Source organism: Enterobacter sp. 186315 (assembly GCF_053290175.1).
In genome coordinates this window covers 95,983-109,023 of sequence record NZ_JBPTTK010000010.1, presented here as the reverse complement: position 1 = coordinate 109,023, position 13,041 = coordinate 95,983, and the positions used below count along the sequence as shown (strand labels likewise).

Here is a 13,041-nt window from a genome sequence, read left to right as displayed (position 1 = left end):
ATGTTAAAGCGTGAAATGAACATTGCCGATTATGATGCCGAACTGTGGCAGGCTATGGAGCAGGAAAAAGTACGTCAGGAAGAGCACATCGAACTGATCGCCTCCGAGAACTACACCAGCCCGCGCGTCATGCAGGCGCAGGGTTCTCAGCTGACCAACAAATATGCTGAAGGTTACCCAGGCAAACGCTACTACGGCGGTTGCGAGTACGTTGATATCGTTGAACAACTGGCGATTGACCGTGCAAAAGAGCTGTTTGGCGCCGACTACGCGAACGTGCAGCCGCACTCCGGCTCTCAGGCGAACTTCGCGGTCTACACCGCGCTGCTGCAACCGGGCGATACCGTTCTGGGTATGAACCTGGCGCAGGGCGGCCACCTGACTCACGGCTCCCCGGTTAACTTCTCCGGCAAGCTGTACAACATCATCCCTTACGGTATCGATGAGTCCGGCAAAATTGACTACGACGACATGGCGAAGCAGGCTCAGGAACACAAACCGAAGATGATCATCGGTGGTTTCTCCGCTTACTCCGGCATCGTTGACTGGGCAAAAATGCGTGAAATCGCAGACAGCATCGGCGCTTACCTGTTCGTCGACATGGCGCACGTTGCGGGCCTGATTGCCGCAGGCGTCTACCCTAACCCGGTTCCCCACGCGCACGTTGTGACCACCACCACCCACAAAACCCTGGCAGGTCCACGCGGTGGTCTGATCCTGGCGAAGGGCGGTGACGAAGATCTGTATAAGAAACTGAACTCTGCCGTGTTCCCAAGCGCGCAGGGCGGCCCGCTGATGCACGTTATCGCCGCTAAAGCGGTTGCGCTGAAAGAAGCGATGGAGCCTGAGTTCAAGGTGTACCAGCAGCAGGTTGCTAAAAACGCCAAAGCGATGGTGGAAGTGTTCCTGAACCGCGGCTACAAAGTGGTGTCCGGCGGCACTGAAAACCACCTGTTCCTGCTGGATCTGGTTGATAAGAACCTGACCGGTAAAGAAGCGGACGCCGCCCTGGGCCGCGCCAACATCACCGTGAACAAAAACAGCGTACCAAACGATCCGAAGAGCCCGTTTGTGACCTCCGGTATCCGTATCGGTTCTCCGGCTGTGACCCGTCGCGGCTTCAAAGAAGCGGAAGTGAAAGAGCTGGCTGGCTGGATGTGTGACGTTCTGGACAATATCAATGACGACGCGGTTATCGAGCGCGTAAAAGGTAAAGTTCTGGATATCTGCGCACGCTTCCCGGTATACGCATAATTCCTCTGCGTTAAAGACCATCGAAAGGCCGCCCCGTGCGGCCTTTTTTATGCCTGATGTTTAACGAGCAAAATACCGCTGAAATATTTTATCCCTGCCATAAGCCAGACGGCTGCACGATATGTTAAATTTTCGTTAATTTATAGCCCGCTATCTACTTGCTTAATTTCGCTATTCTCGCCAGACTATCGCCTCGATTTCAGGAGGGATTCATGGTCTTGCATTCCACGCGCTGGCTGGCGCTCAGCTATTTCACCTACTTTTTTAGCTACGGCATATTTCTGCCATTCTGGAGCGTGTGGCTCAAGGGCATTGGCCTGACGCCAGAGACAATCGGCGTGCTGTTGGGCGCAGGCCTGGTGGCACGTTTTCTCGGCAGCCTGCTGATTGCGCCGCGCGTCAGCGATCCCTCCTTACTGATTAAAGCGGTGCGTATTCTGGCGCTGCTGACGTTGGTTTTTGTCGCCTGCTTCTGGGTCAGCCACCAGTTCGCCTGGCTGATGGTCGTCATGGTCGGCTTTAACCTGTTCTTCTCTCCGCTGGTGCCGCTGACGGATGCGCTGGCGAACACCTGGCAAAAGCAGATCACCATGGACTATGGCCGCGTGCGCCTGTGGGGGTCGATTGCCTTTGTGATCGGCTCTGCGCTGGTGGGGAAGCTGGTCAGCCTCTACGATTACCGCGCCATTCTGGCGCTGCTGAGCGTCGGCATCGCCTCCATGCTGCTGGGGATGCTGCTGCGCCCGTCGATCCTGCCGCAGGGCGAAAGCCGCCATCAGGAGAGCGCGGGCTGGCCTGCCTGGCGGTCGCTGGTGGCCCAAAGCTGGCGTTTTCTGGCGTGCGTGTGTCTGCTTCAGGGGGCGCATGCGGCCTACTACGGCTTTAGCGCCATCTACTGGCAGGGAGCGGGCTATTCCGCCTCTGCGGTGGGCTATTTATGGTCGCTTGGCGTTGTCGCTGAGGTGATTATCTTTGCGCTCAGCAAGAAGCTGTTCCGCCGTTTTGGCGCGCGCGACCTGCTGCTGCTTTCCGCCGTCTGCGGCGTGGTGCGCTGGGGGATTATGGGCTGGACGACGGAGCTGCCGTGGCTGATCGTGGCGCAGATCCTGCACTGCGGCACCTTTACGGTCTGTCATCTGGCGGCGATGCGCTACATCGCCGCGCGGGAAGGCGGAGATGTCATTCGCCTGCAAGCGGTTTACTCCGCCGTGGCGATGGGCGGCAGCATTGCGGTGATGACCGTCTTTGCGGGCTTCCTATACCAGCATCTGGGGCACGGCGTGTTCTGGTTGATGGCGCTGGTGGCGCTGCCCGCGATGGTGGTGCGCCCGAAAGTCGCGGCGCGCGGTTAATCAGGATTCCAGCATGGCGCGGATATGTTCCTGCTGCTGCGCGTTCAGCTCTTCCACCGCATGGATCAGCGGCGGCGAGAACAGCGGCAGGGCAGTGGGGTACGGCGTAATCACCAGCGCGGCCTCACGCGGCGCGCCCTCTTTCTGGAACGCCTGTAGCGTCAGATAACGGATATTGAGCGGCAGCAGGGTCAGCTCCCGAAGCTGCTGCTCAATCAACGCTTCACAGGCTTTATCCTCTCCCGTCAACAAAACCACCTGCTTCTCGTGCAGGTCGGTTTCCTGCATCAGCCAGGCACCGAAAATCACCGCCACCAGACTCATCTCCTCGTCGGAAAAACGCAGGCCAAACTCGGCTTCCAGCTCGAACAGCGCCTCTTTGGTGGTGCGCAGCAGGCGCGGATACAGACGGTGGATCTCCTCCGGCAGGCTGTTGTCGATGCCGATATCAAACAGCGAACGGTCCAGCGCCTGGGCCAGATGAACATAAAGCTGATCGGTCAGCCCCTGTTCATCGCTGAATTTCATCCCGGTCTGCGCCCGGAAGCGGGCAATCATGCGCACGATGGTGCGCCGTAGCCGCTGATCCTGCTGATGCTTATCCATCACCGGATCGGGGGTGCGCAGCATCATAAACAGCAGTGCCAGAAACAGCTGTTCGTCCGTATGCAGCGCCTGAGGCACCCGGCGCTTCCAGTGGCGGACAATCTCCTGCGCGGTGAAATACTCCCCCCTCGACTGGGTCCAGTTGCGCTGAACGGGGGAAAACTGTGGCGTAAGGCCCTGATGGTGCTGGATCAGGCAATACTGCAAAAACAGCTGTAAAAACTGGATATCGCGGCACTCGAAGCTGCGCCCGAGCCGCCGCGAGCAGAAGGTGATCAGCGCGCGCAGGTTGGTGTCGTCGTAAAGCGGGCGGGCGATACCCTGGCGTTTAAGCGCCGTTTTCAGCGCCGGGGTAAACTGTTGCGTGACAAAATGCGGGCAAAGCCGAAGCGACCTGCGCAGCCAGTGCAGCAGGCATAACCGCTGGTTCAGGGCGGTGCCTTCAATTCGGTAGCTGCCATCCTGATGCGTGATGATATCAAGCCGATGATAGCGCTGGATTTCATCGCGTGTCTCGGCTATATCTTGCCGTGCGATGGCGTCGTCCACCCCGTTGGTCGCAATAATGCTCTGCGCGGTGACGGCGGCATCCGGCAGATAAAGCATCAAAAGCACCTGGCAGCGGCGCTGCGAACTGGAAAGCACAGATGGGTTTTCAAGCGTCGTCATCATCTGTCGGGTATCCAGTGTGTGTCTGATAAGAATAGCTAAAGGATGTCCGCGCGAAAGCGCACCGGGAGGGCTTTCCTTCAGGAATGCTGGCGAACATCACAGAATTTTTGACGTGAGGAATTGATGCAAATAGTTAAACAATGCGCCTGGACGCTATTTTTGGCGGTTTTCAGCTTTACCGCTTACGCCCATCCTCACAGCTTCATTAGCCTGAAAACCGAGCTGGTGACCGATGGCACGCAGCTCAGCGGCCTCAAAATGCGCTGGACGATGGACGAAATCACCTCGGCGGATCTGCTCTACGACGCCGGAAACGCAAAGCCCGGCGATGAGATCTGGAAAAAACTGGCGGCAGAGGTGATGGCGAACGTGCTGGGTCAGCACTACTTCACCGAGTTCTGGCACAACGGCGAAAAGGTGAAGTTTCTCAATCGCCCGACCGAGTACGGCATGTCCCGTGACGGGCACCAGGCGGTGCTGTCCTTCATTTTACCGCTTGCGCATCCACAGCCGCTGGCGGGGCAGACCTACCGCTTCTCTACCTTCGACCCATCCTATTACGTCGACATGAGCTACGCCGAAGATAGCGACGCGCAGCTGCCCGCCGCGCTGCAAAAAAACTGTAAGCTCTCCGTTCATACGCCGAAGCCCAGCGAAGAAACGCTCAATTTCGCGGTCTCCCTCGATAAAGCCGATGCGCCGCCAGAGGATATGGAGCTGGGGAAACAGTTTGCGCAGGAGGTGACGCTGCAATGTCAGTAATGGCTTCTACCACCCGAAAACCGCGCCGCTGGCTGCACCTGTGGCCGCTCGCGGCGTTTATGCTGCTGGCGCTTTGCGGCGCGCTCTGGCTGTGGCAGGCATGGCCGCAGGTGATGATGAAAAGCATCGTCTGGCAGCGCGAGGTCAATCAGCAGATGAGCGGCCTGCTGAAGGCCGTGGCGGAAAATCCGGCCCAGGCGGGGGGATCGCTGCTGGTCTTCAGCTTCCTTTACGGCGTGCTGCACGCGCTGGGCCCGGGACACGGTAAAATCGTCATTACCACCTGGCTTGCCACGCACCCGTCAAAGCTGAAGTCCAGCATTGGCCTTACGCTGGCCTCTTCGCTGTTGCAGGGGCTGGTGGCGATTGGGCTGGTGGTTGTGGTGCTCTCGCTGTTGCAGCTTCCCGCACGTCAGCTGCATCTGAGCAGCTTCTGGCTGGAGAAGAGGAGCTACGCGCTGGTGGGCGTGCTGGGGCTGATCCTCTGCTGGCGCGCCCTGAAAAAGCTGCGCGCTCTGCTGAAAAAACCAACGTTTACATCCTTCACGCCGCATCACGTCCACGACGCCCACTGCGGCTGCGGACATCAGCACCTGCCCACGCAGGAGCAGCTGCAAAACGGCGACGACTGGCGCGCGCGGCTGATGATTATTCTCTCGATGGGGATGCGCCCGTGTTCGGGGGCGATCATGGTGCTGCTGTTCAGCAAGGTGATCGGCGTGTTTGGCTGGGGGATGATCTCCGCACTGGCGATGGCGGCAGGCACCTCTTTAACAATCTCTTCTCTGGCGCTGCTGGTACACAGCTTTCGTCAGCTGGCGGTCAAACTCAGCGGCAATAAAACGCCGGTACTGTGGCGGCAGGTAGGGTGGACAACGCTGGCAATGGCGGGCGGGGTGATTTTACTGGTCGCGGCGGTGACGATGTGGGTAAGCGCGGTGCCGGTGGGAAGGGGATTACGGCCGTTTTAATTAACCCTCTCCCACGGGGAGAGGGAATGACCGGGATTAACGCTTCAGCGCATCGCTCAGTTCTTCACGCATGTTTGCCAGCATGGCTTTCACAACGCGTGGGTTACCTGCAACGATGTTGCCGGTCGTCATGTAGTTGTGGCCACCGGTGAAATCACATACCAGCGCGCCCGCTTCACGTGCGATCAGCTCGCCCGCAGCAAAGTCCCACGGCTTCAGTGCCAGCTCGAAGTAACCGTCAACGCGACCGGTCGCAACGTACGCCAGATCCAGCGCAGCAGAGCCGGTGCGACGGAAGTCCGCGCATTCGGTGAACAGTTTGCCGAGGATATTCATGTAGGTAGTCGCGTGCTGTTTCGCCTTGAACGGGAAACCGGTCGCCAGGATAGTCCCGTCCAGATCGCGTGCATTGCTGCAACGCAGGCGGTAGCCGTTCAGCTGTGCGCCCTGACCGCGGGTGGCGGTAAAGAGTTCGTTACGCATTGGATCGTAAACAACGGCGACTTCAGTACGGCCTTTGATGCGTACTGCGATTGATACAGAGAAGTGTGGCAGGCGTTTGACGAAGTTGGTGGTGCCATCCAGTGGATCGATAACCCATTGAACATCCTGGTCTGTACCTTCATGTTCACCGCTTTCTTCGGTGATGATGGTGTGCTGCGGGTAAGATTTGCGGATTGTTTCGATAATAATCGCTTCTGCGGCTTTATCGACGTTAGTCACGAAATCATTGCTGCCTTTCTGGCTGGTTTCTACGGAGTCAGGTGTTTCGTAGTGTTTGGCAATTACATTACCCGCCTTGCGCGCTGCGCGCACGGCGATGGTCAGCATCGGATGCATCGGTTTCTCTCACTGGATTTTAAAGAACGGGAAAATCGGCGCAGAGTATAGCAGCGGGTTCGGAATATGTCTTCCGTTTATGATAATATGGCTGAATATTCCTGAAAACTGACCTCAGACGCCAAAAACTATGCTGCAAAATATTCGAATCGTACTGGTAGAAACATCGCACACCGGCAACATGGGCTCCGTCGCCCGCGCCATGAAAACCATGGGGTTAACCAACCTGTGGCTGGTTAACCCTCTGGTAAAACCTGACTCTCAGGCCATCGCCCTGGCGGCGGGGGCCAGCGATGTTATCGGCAACGCGCAGATCGTTGATACCCTGGACGAAGCCCTTGCAGGATGCAGCCTTGTTGTCGGCACCAGCGCGCGCTCCCGCACGCTGCCGTGGCCAATGCTCGACCCGCGTGAATGCGGTCTGAAAAGCGTATCGGAAGCGGAACAGGCTCCGGTTGCGCTGGTGTTTGGCCGCGAGCGCGTTGGCCTGACTAACGACGAACTGCAAAAGTGCCATTATCACGTCGCGATTGCCGCTAACCCGGAATACAGCTCCCTGAACCTGGCGATGGCGGTGCAGGTCATTGCCTACGAAGTGCGCATGGCCTGGCTGGCAACGCAGGAAAAAGAGCGTACCGAACCGCAGGAAGAGTCAGCGTATCCGCTGGTGGACGATCTGGAGCGTTTCTACGGCCACCTGGAGCAGACCCTGCTCTCTACCGGGTTTATCCGCGAGGGCCATCCGGGACAGGTGATGAACAAGCTGCGCCGCATGTTTACCCGCGCGCGTCCGGAAAGCCAGGAGCTGAATATCCTGCGCGGTATTCTGGCGTCGATTGAGCAGAAGAATAAAGAATAGAGTCGTCTGTTCGCCGGGTGGCGCTGCGCTTACCCGGCCTACAAAACCGTAGGTCGGGTAAGCGCAGCGCCACCCGACAAAAACGGCACAGAAGGTTAAATACCTGACTAAAACAGTCAAGTAAATAGTTGACCATTTTAGTCAGGAATGTCAGACTTGGCCCTGCTATGCAATACCCCCATTTTACAATAAAAAACCCCGGGCAGGGGCGAGTTTGAGGTTAAGTAAGACATGAGACTGACATCTAAAGGGCGTTATGCCGTGACCGCGATGCTGGACGTTGCGCTCAACTCCGAAGCGGGCCCGGTTCCGTTGGCTGATATTTCTGAACGACAGGGGATCTCCCTCTCTTATCTGGAACAGCTGTTCTCCAGACTGCGTAAAAACGGCCTTGTTTCCAGCGTTCGTGGCCCGGGCGGCGGTTATCTGCTGGGTAAAGACGCGGGCAGTATTGCGGTTGGCGAAGTGATTAGCGCGGTTGACGAATCCGTCGACGCGACCCGTTGCCAGGGTAAAGGCGGCTGCCAGGGCGGCGATAAGTGCCTGACCCACGCGCTGTGGCGCGATCTGAGCGACCGTCTGACCGGCTTTCTGAACAATATCACCCTGGGTGAACTGGTGAATAACCAGGAAGTTCTGGATGTGTCAGGTCGCCAGCACAATCAGGAATCACAACGCAGCACCCGCGCGCAAGACGCGATCGACGTTAAACTACGCGCCTAATTTGCCCGTTATATTTCGTGCCGCAACTGCGTTGGCCGCACTTGCTCGCCCCAGTCACTTACTTGCTGTAAGCTCCTGGGACTCTCAAGTTTGCCGCCTTGCTGCAACACGAACTATTTAGGGCAAAGATTATAAGATTTCAGAATCAGGCCGGGGCGTTAGCTCGCCCCGTGTACTCGGTCGTACATCCAGCCGGTTGCCTGATTCCTTGCATTGAAGCGATGTACGGAGTTTATAGAGCAATGAAATTACCGATTTATCTCGACTACTCCGCAACCACGCCGGTGGACCCGCGTGTTGCCGAGAAAATGATGCAGTGTCTGACCCTGGACGGAAACTTTGGTAACCCAGCTTCCCGTTCACACCGTTTTGGCTGGCATGCTGAAGAGGCGGTTGATATCGCCCGTAATCAGATTGCTGACCTGGTTGGCGCCGACCCGCGTGAAATTGTTTTCACCTCTGGTGCGACCGAATCCGACAACCTGGCGATCAAAGGTGCTGCCAACTTTTATCAGAAAAAAGGCAAGCACATCATCACCAGCAAAACCGAACACAAAGCCGTGCTGGATACCTGCCGCCAGCTGGAGCGTGAAGGGTTTGAAGTCACCTACCTCGCGCCACAGAGCAACGGTATCATCGACCTGAAAGAGCTCGAAGCAGCAATGCGTGACGACACCATTCTGGTCTCCATCATGCACGTTAACAACGAAATCGGCGTCGTTCAGGATATCGCGACCATCGGCGAAATGTGCCGTGCGCGCGGCATCATCTACCACGTGGATGCGACCCAGAGCGTGGGCAAACTGCCTATCGACCTGAGCCAGCTGAAAGTGGATCTGATGTCCTTCTCCGGCCACAAAATCTATGGCCCGAAAGGTATCGGCGCGCTGTACGTTCGTCGTAAGCCACGTATCCGCATCGAAGCACAGATGCACGGCGGCGGTCACGAGCGCGGTATGCGTTCCGGTACGCTGCCTGTTCACCAGATCGTGGGCATGGGCGAAGCTTACCGCATTGCAAAAGAAGAGATGGAAACCGAGATGGCGCGTCTGCGCACCTTGCGTAACCGTCTGTGGGACGGCGTGAAAGATATGGAAGAAGTGTATCTGAACGGCGATCTCGAGCAGGGCGCGCCGAACATCCTCAACGTCAGCTTCAACTATGTTGAAGGCGAGTCGCTGATCATGGCGCTGAAAGACCTGGCGGTTTCTTCCGGTTCTGCCTGTACCTCTGCAAGCCTGGAGCCATCCTACGTGCTGCGCGCGCTGGGAATGACCGACGAGCTGGCACACAGCTCCATTCGTTTCTCTTTAGGTCGTTTCACTACCGAAGAAGAGATTGACTACACCATCAAGCTGGTTCGCAACTCCATCGGCCGTCTGCGCGACCTTTCTCCACTGTGGGAAATGTTCAAGCAGGGCGTGGATCTGAACAGCATTGAATGGTCACATCACTAATCGGTACATAAGGAGAATTCAATCATGGCATACAGCGAAAAAGTTATTGATCATTACGAGAACCCGCGCAACGTTGGCTCTTTTGACAACAGCGACGAATCCGTTGGTAGCGGCATGGTCGGCGCGCCGGCGTGTGGCGACGTGATGAAGTTGCAGATTAAAGTGAACAACGAAGGTATCATTGAAGACGCGCGCTTCAAGACCTACGGCTGCGGTTCTGCTATCGCCTCCAGCTCCCTGGTAACCGAATGGGTGAAGGGCAAGTCTCTGGACGAAGCACAGGCAATTAAGAACACGGACATTGCTGAAGAACTCGAACTGCCACCGGTGAAAATTCACTGTTCTATCCTGGCAGAAGACGCGATCAAAGCCGCTATTGCGGATTACAAAAGCAAACGTGAAGCAAAATAATTGAGGTTTGAGTATGTCGATTACCCTTAGCGACAGCGCTGCCGCGCGAGTAAGCTCTTTTCTGGCGAACCGTGGTAAAGGCTTTGGCCTGCGACTGGGCGTACGTACCTCCGGCTGTTCTGGTATGGCTTACGTACTGGAGTTTGTTGATGAACCGGCGTCCGACGACACCGTGTTTGAAGACAAGGGCGTGAAGGTGGTGGTCGATGGCAAAAGCCTGCAATTCCTCAACGGCACTCAGCTGGACTTCGTAAAAGAAGGGCTGAACGAAGGGTTCAAATTCACGAACCCGAACGTTAAAGACGAGTGCGGTTGCGGCGAAAGCTTCCACGTTTGATCGTGCGTCATCCGATGAACCCCACCGCAGGAACCTGTGCGTGGGGTTTGTTTTAATCGGCTACCCCTGAGATTGTTATGGATTACTTCACCCTCTTCGGATTACCTGCTCAGTACCCGATTGATCTCCCGGCGCTGACCGTCCGTTTTCAGGATCTGCAACGTCAGTACCACCCGGATAAATTCGCCAGCGGGACGCAGTCAGAACAGCTGGCAGCGGTGTCGCAGTCGGCGACCATCAATCAGGCCTGGCAGACGCTGCGCCATCCGTTAACCCGCGCAGAATACCTGCTCTCACTCCACGGTTTTGATCTGGCGAGCGAACAGCACACCGTGCGCGACACCGCCTTTCTGATGGAACAGCTGGAGCTTCGCGAAGAGCTGGATGAGATTGGCCAGGCGAAAGACGAAGCGCGGCTTGAAGCCTTTATCAAACGCGTTAACGCGATGTTTGATACCCGCCATCAGCAGATGGTTGAACAATTGAATAACGAGACATGGGACGTGGCGGCGGACACTGTACGCAAGCTGCGTTTTCTCGATAAACTGCGAAGCAGCGCTGAACAACTCGAAGAAAAGCTGCTCGATTTTTGATTCCGGAAGCTCAACATGGCCTTATTACAAATTAGTGAGCCTGGTTTAAGTGCTGCACCGCACCAGCGTCGTCTGGCGGTTGGCATTGATTTAGGCACCACCAATTCCCTCGTGGCGACCGTGCGCAGCGGCCAGGCGGAAACGCTGCCTGACGCTGATGGCCGCCATCTGCTGCCATCCGTGGTCCACTACCAACAGCAGGGCCACACGGTTGGCTATGACGCACGCACCAACGCGGCGCGCGATCCGGCCAACACCATCAGCTCTGTTAAGCGCATGATGGGCCGCTCCCTGGCGGATATTCAGACCCGCTACCCGCATCTGCCGTATCAGCTTCAGCCGAGTGAAAACGGCCTGCCGATGATGGCGACCGCGGCCGGTCTGCTCAACCCGATTCGCGTTTCTGCCGATATCCTCACCGCGCTGGCCGCCCGCGCAAAAGCCACCCTTGAGGGCGACCTCGACGGCGTGGTGATCACCGTTCCGGCCTACTTTGACGATGCACAGCGTCAGGGCACCAAAGACGCCGCGCGTCTGGCGGGGCTGCACGTGCTGCGCCTGCTGAACGAGCCGACGGCGGCCGCGATTGCCTACGGCCTCGACTCCGGTCAGGAAGGGGTGATTGCCGTGTACGATCTGGGCGGCGGCACCTTTGATATCTCCATCCTGCGCTTAAGCCGCGGGGTGTTCGAAGTGCTGGCGACCGGCGGGGATTCCGCACTGGGCGGCGATGACTTCGACCATCTGCTGGCGGACTACATTCGCGAACAGGCGGGCATTGCCGATCGCAGCGACGCGCGCGTTCAGCGTGAACTGCTGGATGCGGCTATCGACGCCAAAATTGCGCTCAGCGATGCGCAGTCCGTTACCGTGAACGTGGCGGGCTGGCAGGGTGACATCACCCGCGACCAGTTCAACGCGCTGATCGCCTCGCTGGTTAAACGCACGCTGCTGGCCTGCCGTCGCGCACTGAAAGATGCGGGCGTTGAGGCAGGCGAGGTGCTGGAAGTGGTGATGGTGGGCGGCTCAACCCGCGTACCGCTGGTGCGCGAGCGCGTGGGCGAATTCTTCGGCCGCACGCCGCTGACCTCCATCGACCCGGACAAAGTTGTCGCCATTGGCGCTGCCGTGCAGGCCGATATTCTGGTCGGCAACAAGCCCGACAGCGAAATGCTGCTGCTGGACGTTATCCCGCTGTCGCTGGGGTTAGAAACCATGGGCGGCCTGGTGGAGAAAGTGATCCCGCGTAACACCACCATTCCGGTGGCGCGCGCGCAGGAGTTCACCACCTTTAAAGACGGCCAGACCGCGATGTCCATCCACGTGATGCAGGGCGAGCGCGAGCTGGTGCAGGATTGCCGTTCCCTCGCGCGGTTTGCACTGCGCGGTATTCCGGCGCTGCCTGCGGGCGGGGCGCACATTCGCGTCACCTTCCAGGTGGATGCGGACGGCCTGCTCAGCGTTACGGCGATGGAAAAATCGACCGGCGTGGAATCGTCTATTCAGGTGAAGCCGTCCTACGGCCTGACCGATGGCGAAATCGCCTCCATGATTCAGGACTCAATGAGCTACGCCGAGCAGGATGTGAAGGCGCGTATGCTGGCTGAACAAAAAGTTGAAGCCGCACGCGTGCTGGAAAGCCTGAACGGCGCGCTCGCTGCCGATGCCGCGCTGCTGAGCGCCGCCGAGCGCCAGGTGATTGACGAGGCTGCCGCGCACCTAAGCGCTGTGGCACAAGGCAATGACGCTGACGCAATAGAAGATGCCATTAAAAACGTTGATAAACATACCCAGGACTTTGCTGCTCGCCGCATGGACAAATCTGTCCGCGTCGCGCTGAAAGGCCAGTCCGTGGACGAGGTTTAATATGCCAAAGATTGTAATTTTGCCTCATGCGGACCTGTGTCCGGATGGTGCTGTTCTGGAAGCGAAGACCGGTGAAACCATTCTCGATGTTGCCCTGCGTGCAGGTATCGAAGTGGAACACGCCTGTGAGAAATCCTGCGCCTGCACCACCTGCCACTGCGTGGTTCGTGAAGGTTTTGACTCCCTTGCCGAGAGCACCGAAGACGAAGATGACATGCTGGATAAAGCATGGGGTCTGGAGCCAGACAGCCGTTTAAGCTGCCAGGCGCTGGTGACCGACGAGGATCTGGTCGTGGAATTCCCGCGCTACACCATCAACCACGCACGCGAGCATTAAT

14 protein-coding genes are annotated in these 13,041 nt (G+C 57.7%); 12 read left to right on the top strand and 2 right to left on the bottom strand.

Features of this window, described 5'->3' with window-relative positions; translation table 11 throughout:
- Both glyA and ACSVHP_RS13620 read left to right on the top strand, forming a co-directional pair.
- A complete protein-coding gene (gene glyA / locus ACSVHP_RS13625; protein WP_234671337.1) occupies positions 1-1,254 on the top strand; it encodes a serine hydroxymethyltransferase in 1,254 nt (417 codons plus the stop codon).
- A gap of 212 nt (positions 1,255-1,466) precedes the next feature.
- Positions 1,467-2,606, top strand: coding sequence for a 3-phenylpropionate MFS transporter (locus ACSVHP_RS13620; RefSeq protein ID WP_447552168.1), 1,140 nt, complete (start codon positions 1,467-1,469; stop codon positions 2,604-2,606).
- On the opposite strand, the gene csiE is transcribed toward ACSVHP_RS13620, so the two are convergent.
- Positions 2,607-3,884, bottom strand: a complete 1,278-nt coding sequence (csiE, locus tag ACSVHP_RS13615; protein WP_447552167.1) for a stationary phase inducible protein CsiE — start codon at positions 3,882-3,884, stop codon at positions 2,607-2,609.
- A 123-nt stretch (positions 3,885-4,007) separates the two neighbouring features.
- On the opposite strand from csiE, the gene ACSVHP_RS13610 reads away from it, so the two are divergent.
- Together ACSVHP_RS13610 and ACSVHP_RS13605 are read left to right on the top strand one after the other, a co-directional pair.
- A complete protein-coding gene (locus ACSVHP_RS13610; protein ID WP_447552166.1) occupies positions 4,008-4,646 on the top strand; it encodes a DUF1007 family protein in 639 nt (212 codons plus the stop codon).
- Positions 4,637-5,617 (top strand): nickel/cobalt transporter, encoded by a 981-nt coding sequence (locus ACSVHP_RS13605; RefSeq protein WP_447552165.1) that lies wholly within the window; start codon positions 4,637-4,639, stop codon positions 5,615-5,617. The genes ACSVHP_RS13610 and ACSVHP_RS13605 overlap by 10 nt, the downstream gene beginning before the upstream one ends.
- Before the next feature lie 36 nt (positions 5,618-5,653).
- On the opposite strand, the gene suhB is transcribed toward ACSVHP_RS13605, so the two are convergent.
- The gene (suhB, locus tag ACSVHP_RS13600; RefSeq protein WP_234671321.1) at positions 5,654-6,457 is read right to left on the bottom strand and encodes an inositol-1-monophosphatase; all 804 of its coding nucleotides are present in this window, start codon (positions 6,455-6,457) and stop codon (positions 5,654-5,656) included.
- A gap of 130 nt (positions 6,458-6,587) precedes the next feature.
- Here suhB and trmJ point away from each other — a divergent pair, with 130 nt between their 5' ends.
- From trmJ to fdx, 8 genes are all read left to right on the top strand, one after another.
- Positions 6,588-7,316: a tRNA (cytosine(32)/uridine(32)-2'-O)-methyltransferase TrmJ gene (gene trmJ, locus ACSVHP_RS13595; RefSeq protein ID WP_010434012.1), complete on the top strand. Its 729-nt coding sequence runs from the start codon at positions 6,588-6,590 to the stop codon at positions 7,314-7,316.
- 231 nt (positions 7,317-7,547) lie between these two features.
- Positions 7,548-8,039 (top strand): Fe-S cluster assembly transcriptional regulator IscR, encoded by a 492-nt coding sequence (gene iscR, locus ACSVHP_RS13590; RefSeq protein ID WP_062729931.1) that lies wholly within the window; start codon positions 7,548-7,550, stop codon positions 8,037-8,039.
- A 242-nt stretch (positions 8,040-8,281) separates the two neighbouring features.
- Positions 8,282-9,496 (top strand): cysteine desulfurase, encoded by a 1,215-nt coding sequence (gene iscS / locus ACSVHP_RS13585; protein ID WP_003860663.1) that lies wholly within the window; start codon positions 8,282-8,284, stop codon positions 9,494-9,496.
- Positions 9,497-9,520: 24 nt separating this feature from the next.
- Positions 9,521-9,907 (top strand): Fe-S cluster assembly scaffold IscU, encoded by a 387-nt coding sequence (gene iscU, locus ACSVHP_RS13580; RefSeq protein ID WP_003860661.1) that lies wholly within the window; start codon positions 9,521-9,523, stop codon positions 9,905-9,907.
- A gap of 13 nt (positions 9,908-9,920) precedes the next feature.
- A complete protein-coding gene (gene iscA / locus ACSVHP_RS13575) occupies positions 9,921-10,244 on the top strand; it encodes an iron-sulfur cluster assembly protein IscA (RefSeq protein WP_003860659.1) in 324 nt (107 codons plus the stop codon).
- Positions 10,245-10,321: 77 nt separating this feature from the next.
- The gene (hscB, locus tag ACSVHP_RS13570; protein WP_234671319.1) at positions 10,322-10,837 is read left to right on the top strand and encodes a co-chaperone HscB; all 516 of its coding nucleotides are present in this window, start codon (positions 10,322-10,324) and stop codon (positions 10,835-10,837) included.
- 15 nt (positions 10,838-10,852) lie between these two features.
- Entirely contained in the window at positions 10,853-12,703 is a 1,851-nt protein-coding gene (gene hscA / locus ACSVHP_RS13565; RefSeq protein ID WP_447552164.1) for a Fe-S protein assembly chaperone HscA, read from the top strand.
- A gap of 1 nt (position 12,704) precedes the next feature.
- Positions 12,705-13,040, top strand: a complete 336-nt coding sequence (fdx, locus tag ACSVHP_RS13560) for an ISC system 2Fe-2S type ferredoxin (protein WP_119937458.1) — start codon at positions 12,705-12,707, stop codon at positions 13,038-13,040.
- Position 13,041 lies beyond the last annotated feature (1 nt).

Bases quoted from the DNA above. Each gene is read 5' to 3' on its own strand.
- csiE (WP_447552167.1), bottom strand. From the start codon at position 3,884: ATGATGACGACGCTTGAAAACCCATCTGTGCTTTCCAGTTCGCAGCGC.
- iscR (WP_062729931.1), top strand. From the start codon at position 7,548: ATGAGACTGACATCTAAAGGGCGTTATGCCGTGACCGCGATGCTGGAC.
- hscB (WP_234671319.1), top strand. From the start codon at position 10,322: ATGGATTACTTCACCCTCTTCGGATTACCTGCTCAGTACCCGATTGAT.
- ACSVHP_RS13610 (WP_447552166.1), top strand. From the start codon at position 4,008: ATGCAAATAGTTAAACAATGCGCCTGGACGCTATTTTTGGCGGTTTTC.
- trmJ (WP_010434012.1), top strand. From the start codon at position 6,588: ATGCTGCAAAATATTCGAATCGTACTGGTAGAAACATCGCACACCGGC.
- ACSVHP_RS13605 (WP_447552165.1), top strand. From the start codon at position 4,637: ATGTCAGTAATGGCTTCTACCACCCGAAAACCGCGCCGCTGGCTGCAC.
- fdx (WP_119937458.1), top strand. From the start codon at position 12,705: ATGCCAAAGATTGTAATTTTGCCTCATGCGGACCTGTGTCCGGATGGT.
- suhB (WP_234671321.1), bottom strand. From the start codon at position 6,457: ATGCATCCGATGCTGACCATCGCCGTGCGCGCAGCGCGCAAGGCGGGT.
- iscU (WP_003860661.1), top strand. From the start codon at position 9,521: ATGGCATACAGCGAAAAAGTTATTGATCATTACGAGAACCCGCGCAAC.
- iscS (WP_003860663.1), top strand. From the start codon at position 8,282: ATGAAATTACCGATTTATCTCGACTACTCCGCAACCACGCCGGTGGAC.
- ACSVHP_RS13620 (WP_447552168.1), top strand. From the start codon at position 1,467: ATGGTCTTGCATTCCACGCGCTGGCTGGCGCTCAGCTATTTCACCTAC.
- iscA (WP_003860659.1), top strand. From the start codon at position 9,921: ATGTCGATTACCCTTAGCGACAGCGCTGCCGCGCGAGTAAGCTCTTTT.
- glyA (WP_234671337.1), top strand. From the start codon at position 1: ATGTTAAAGCGTGAAATGAACATTGCCGATTATGATGCCGAACTGTGG.
- hscA (WP_447552164.1), top strand. From the start codon at position 10,853: ATGGCCTTATTACAAATTAGTGAGCCTGGTTTAAGTGCTGCACCGCAC.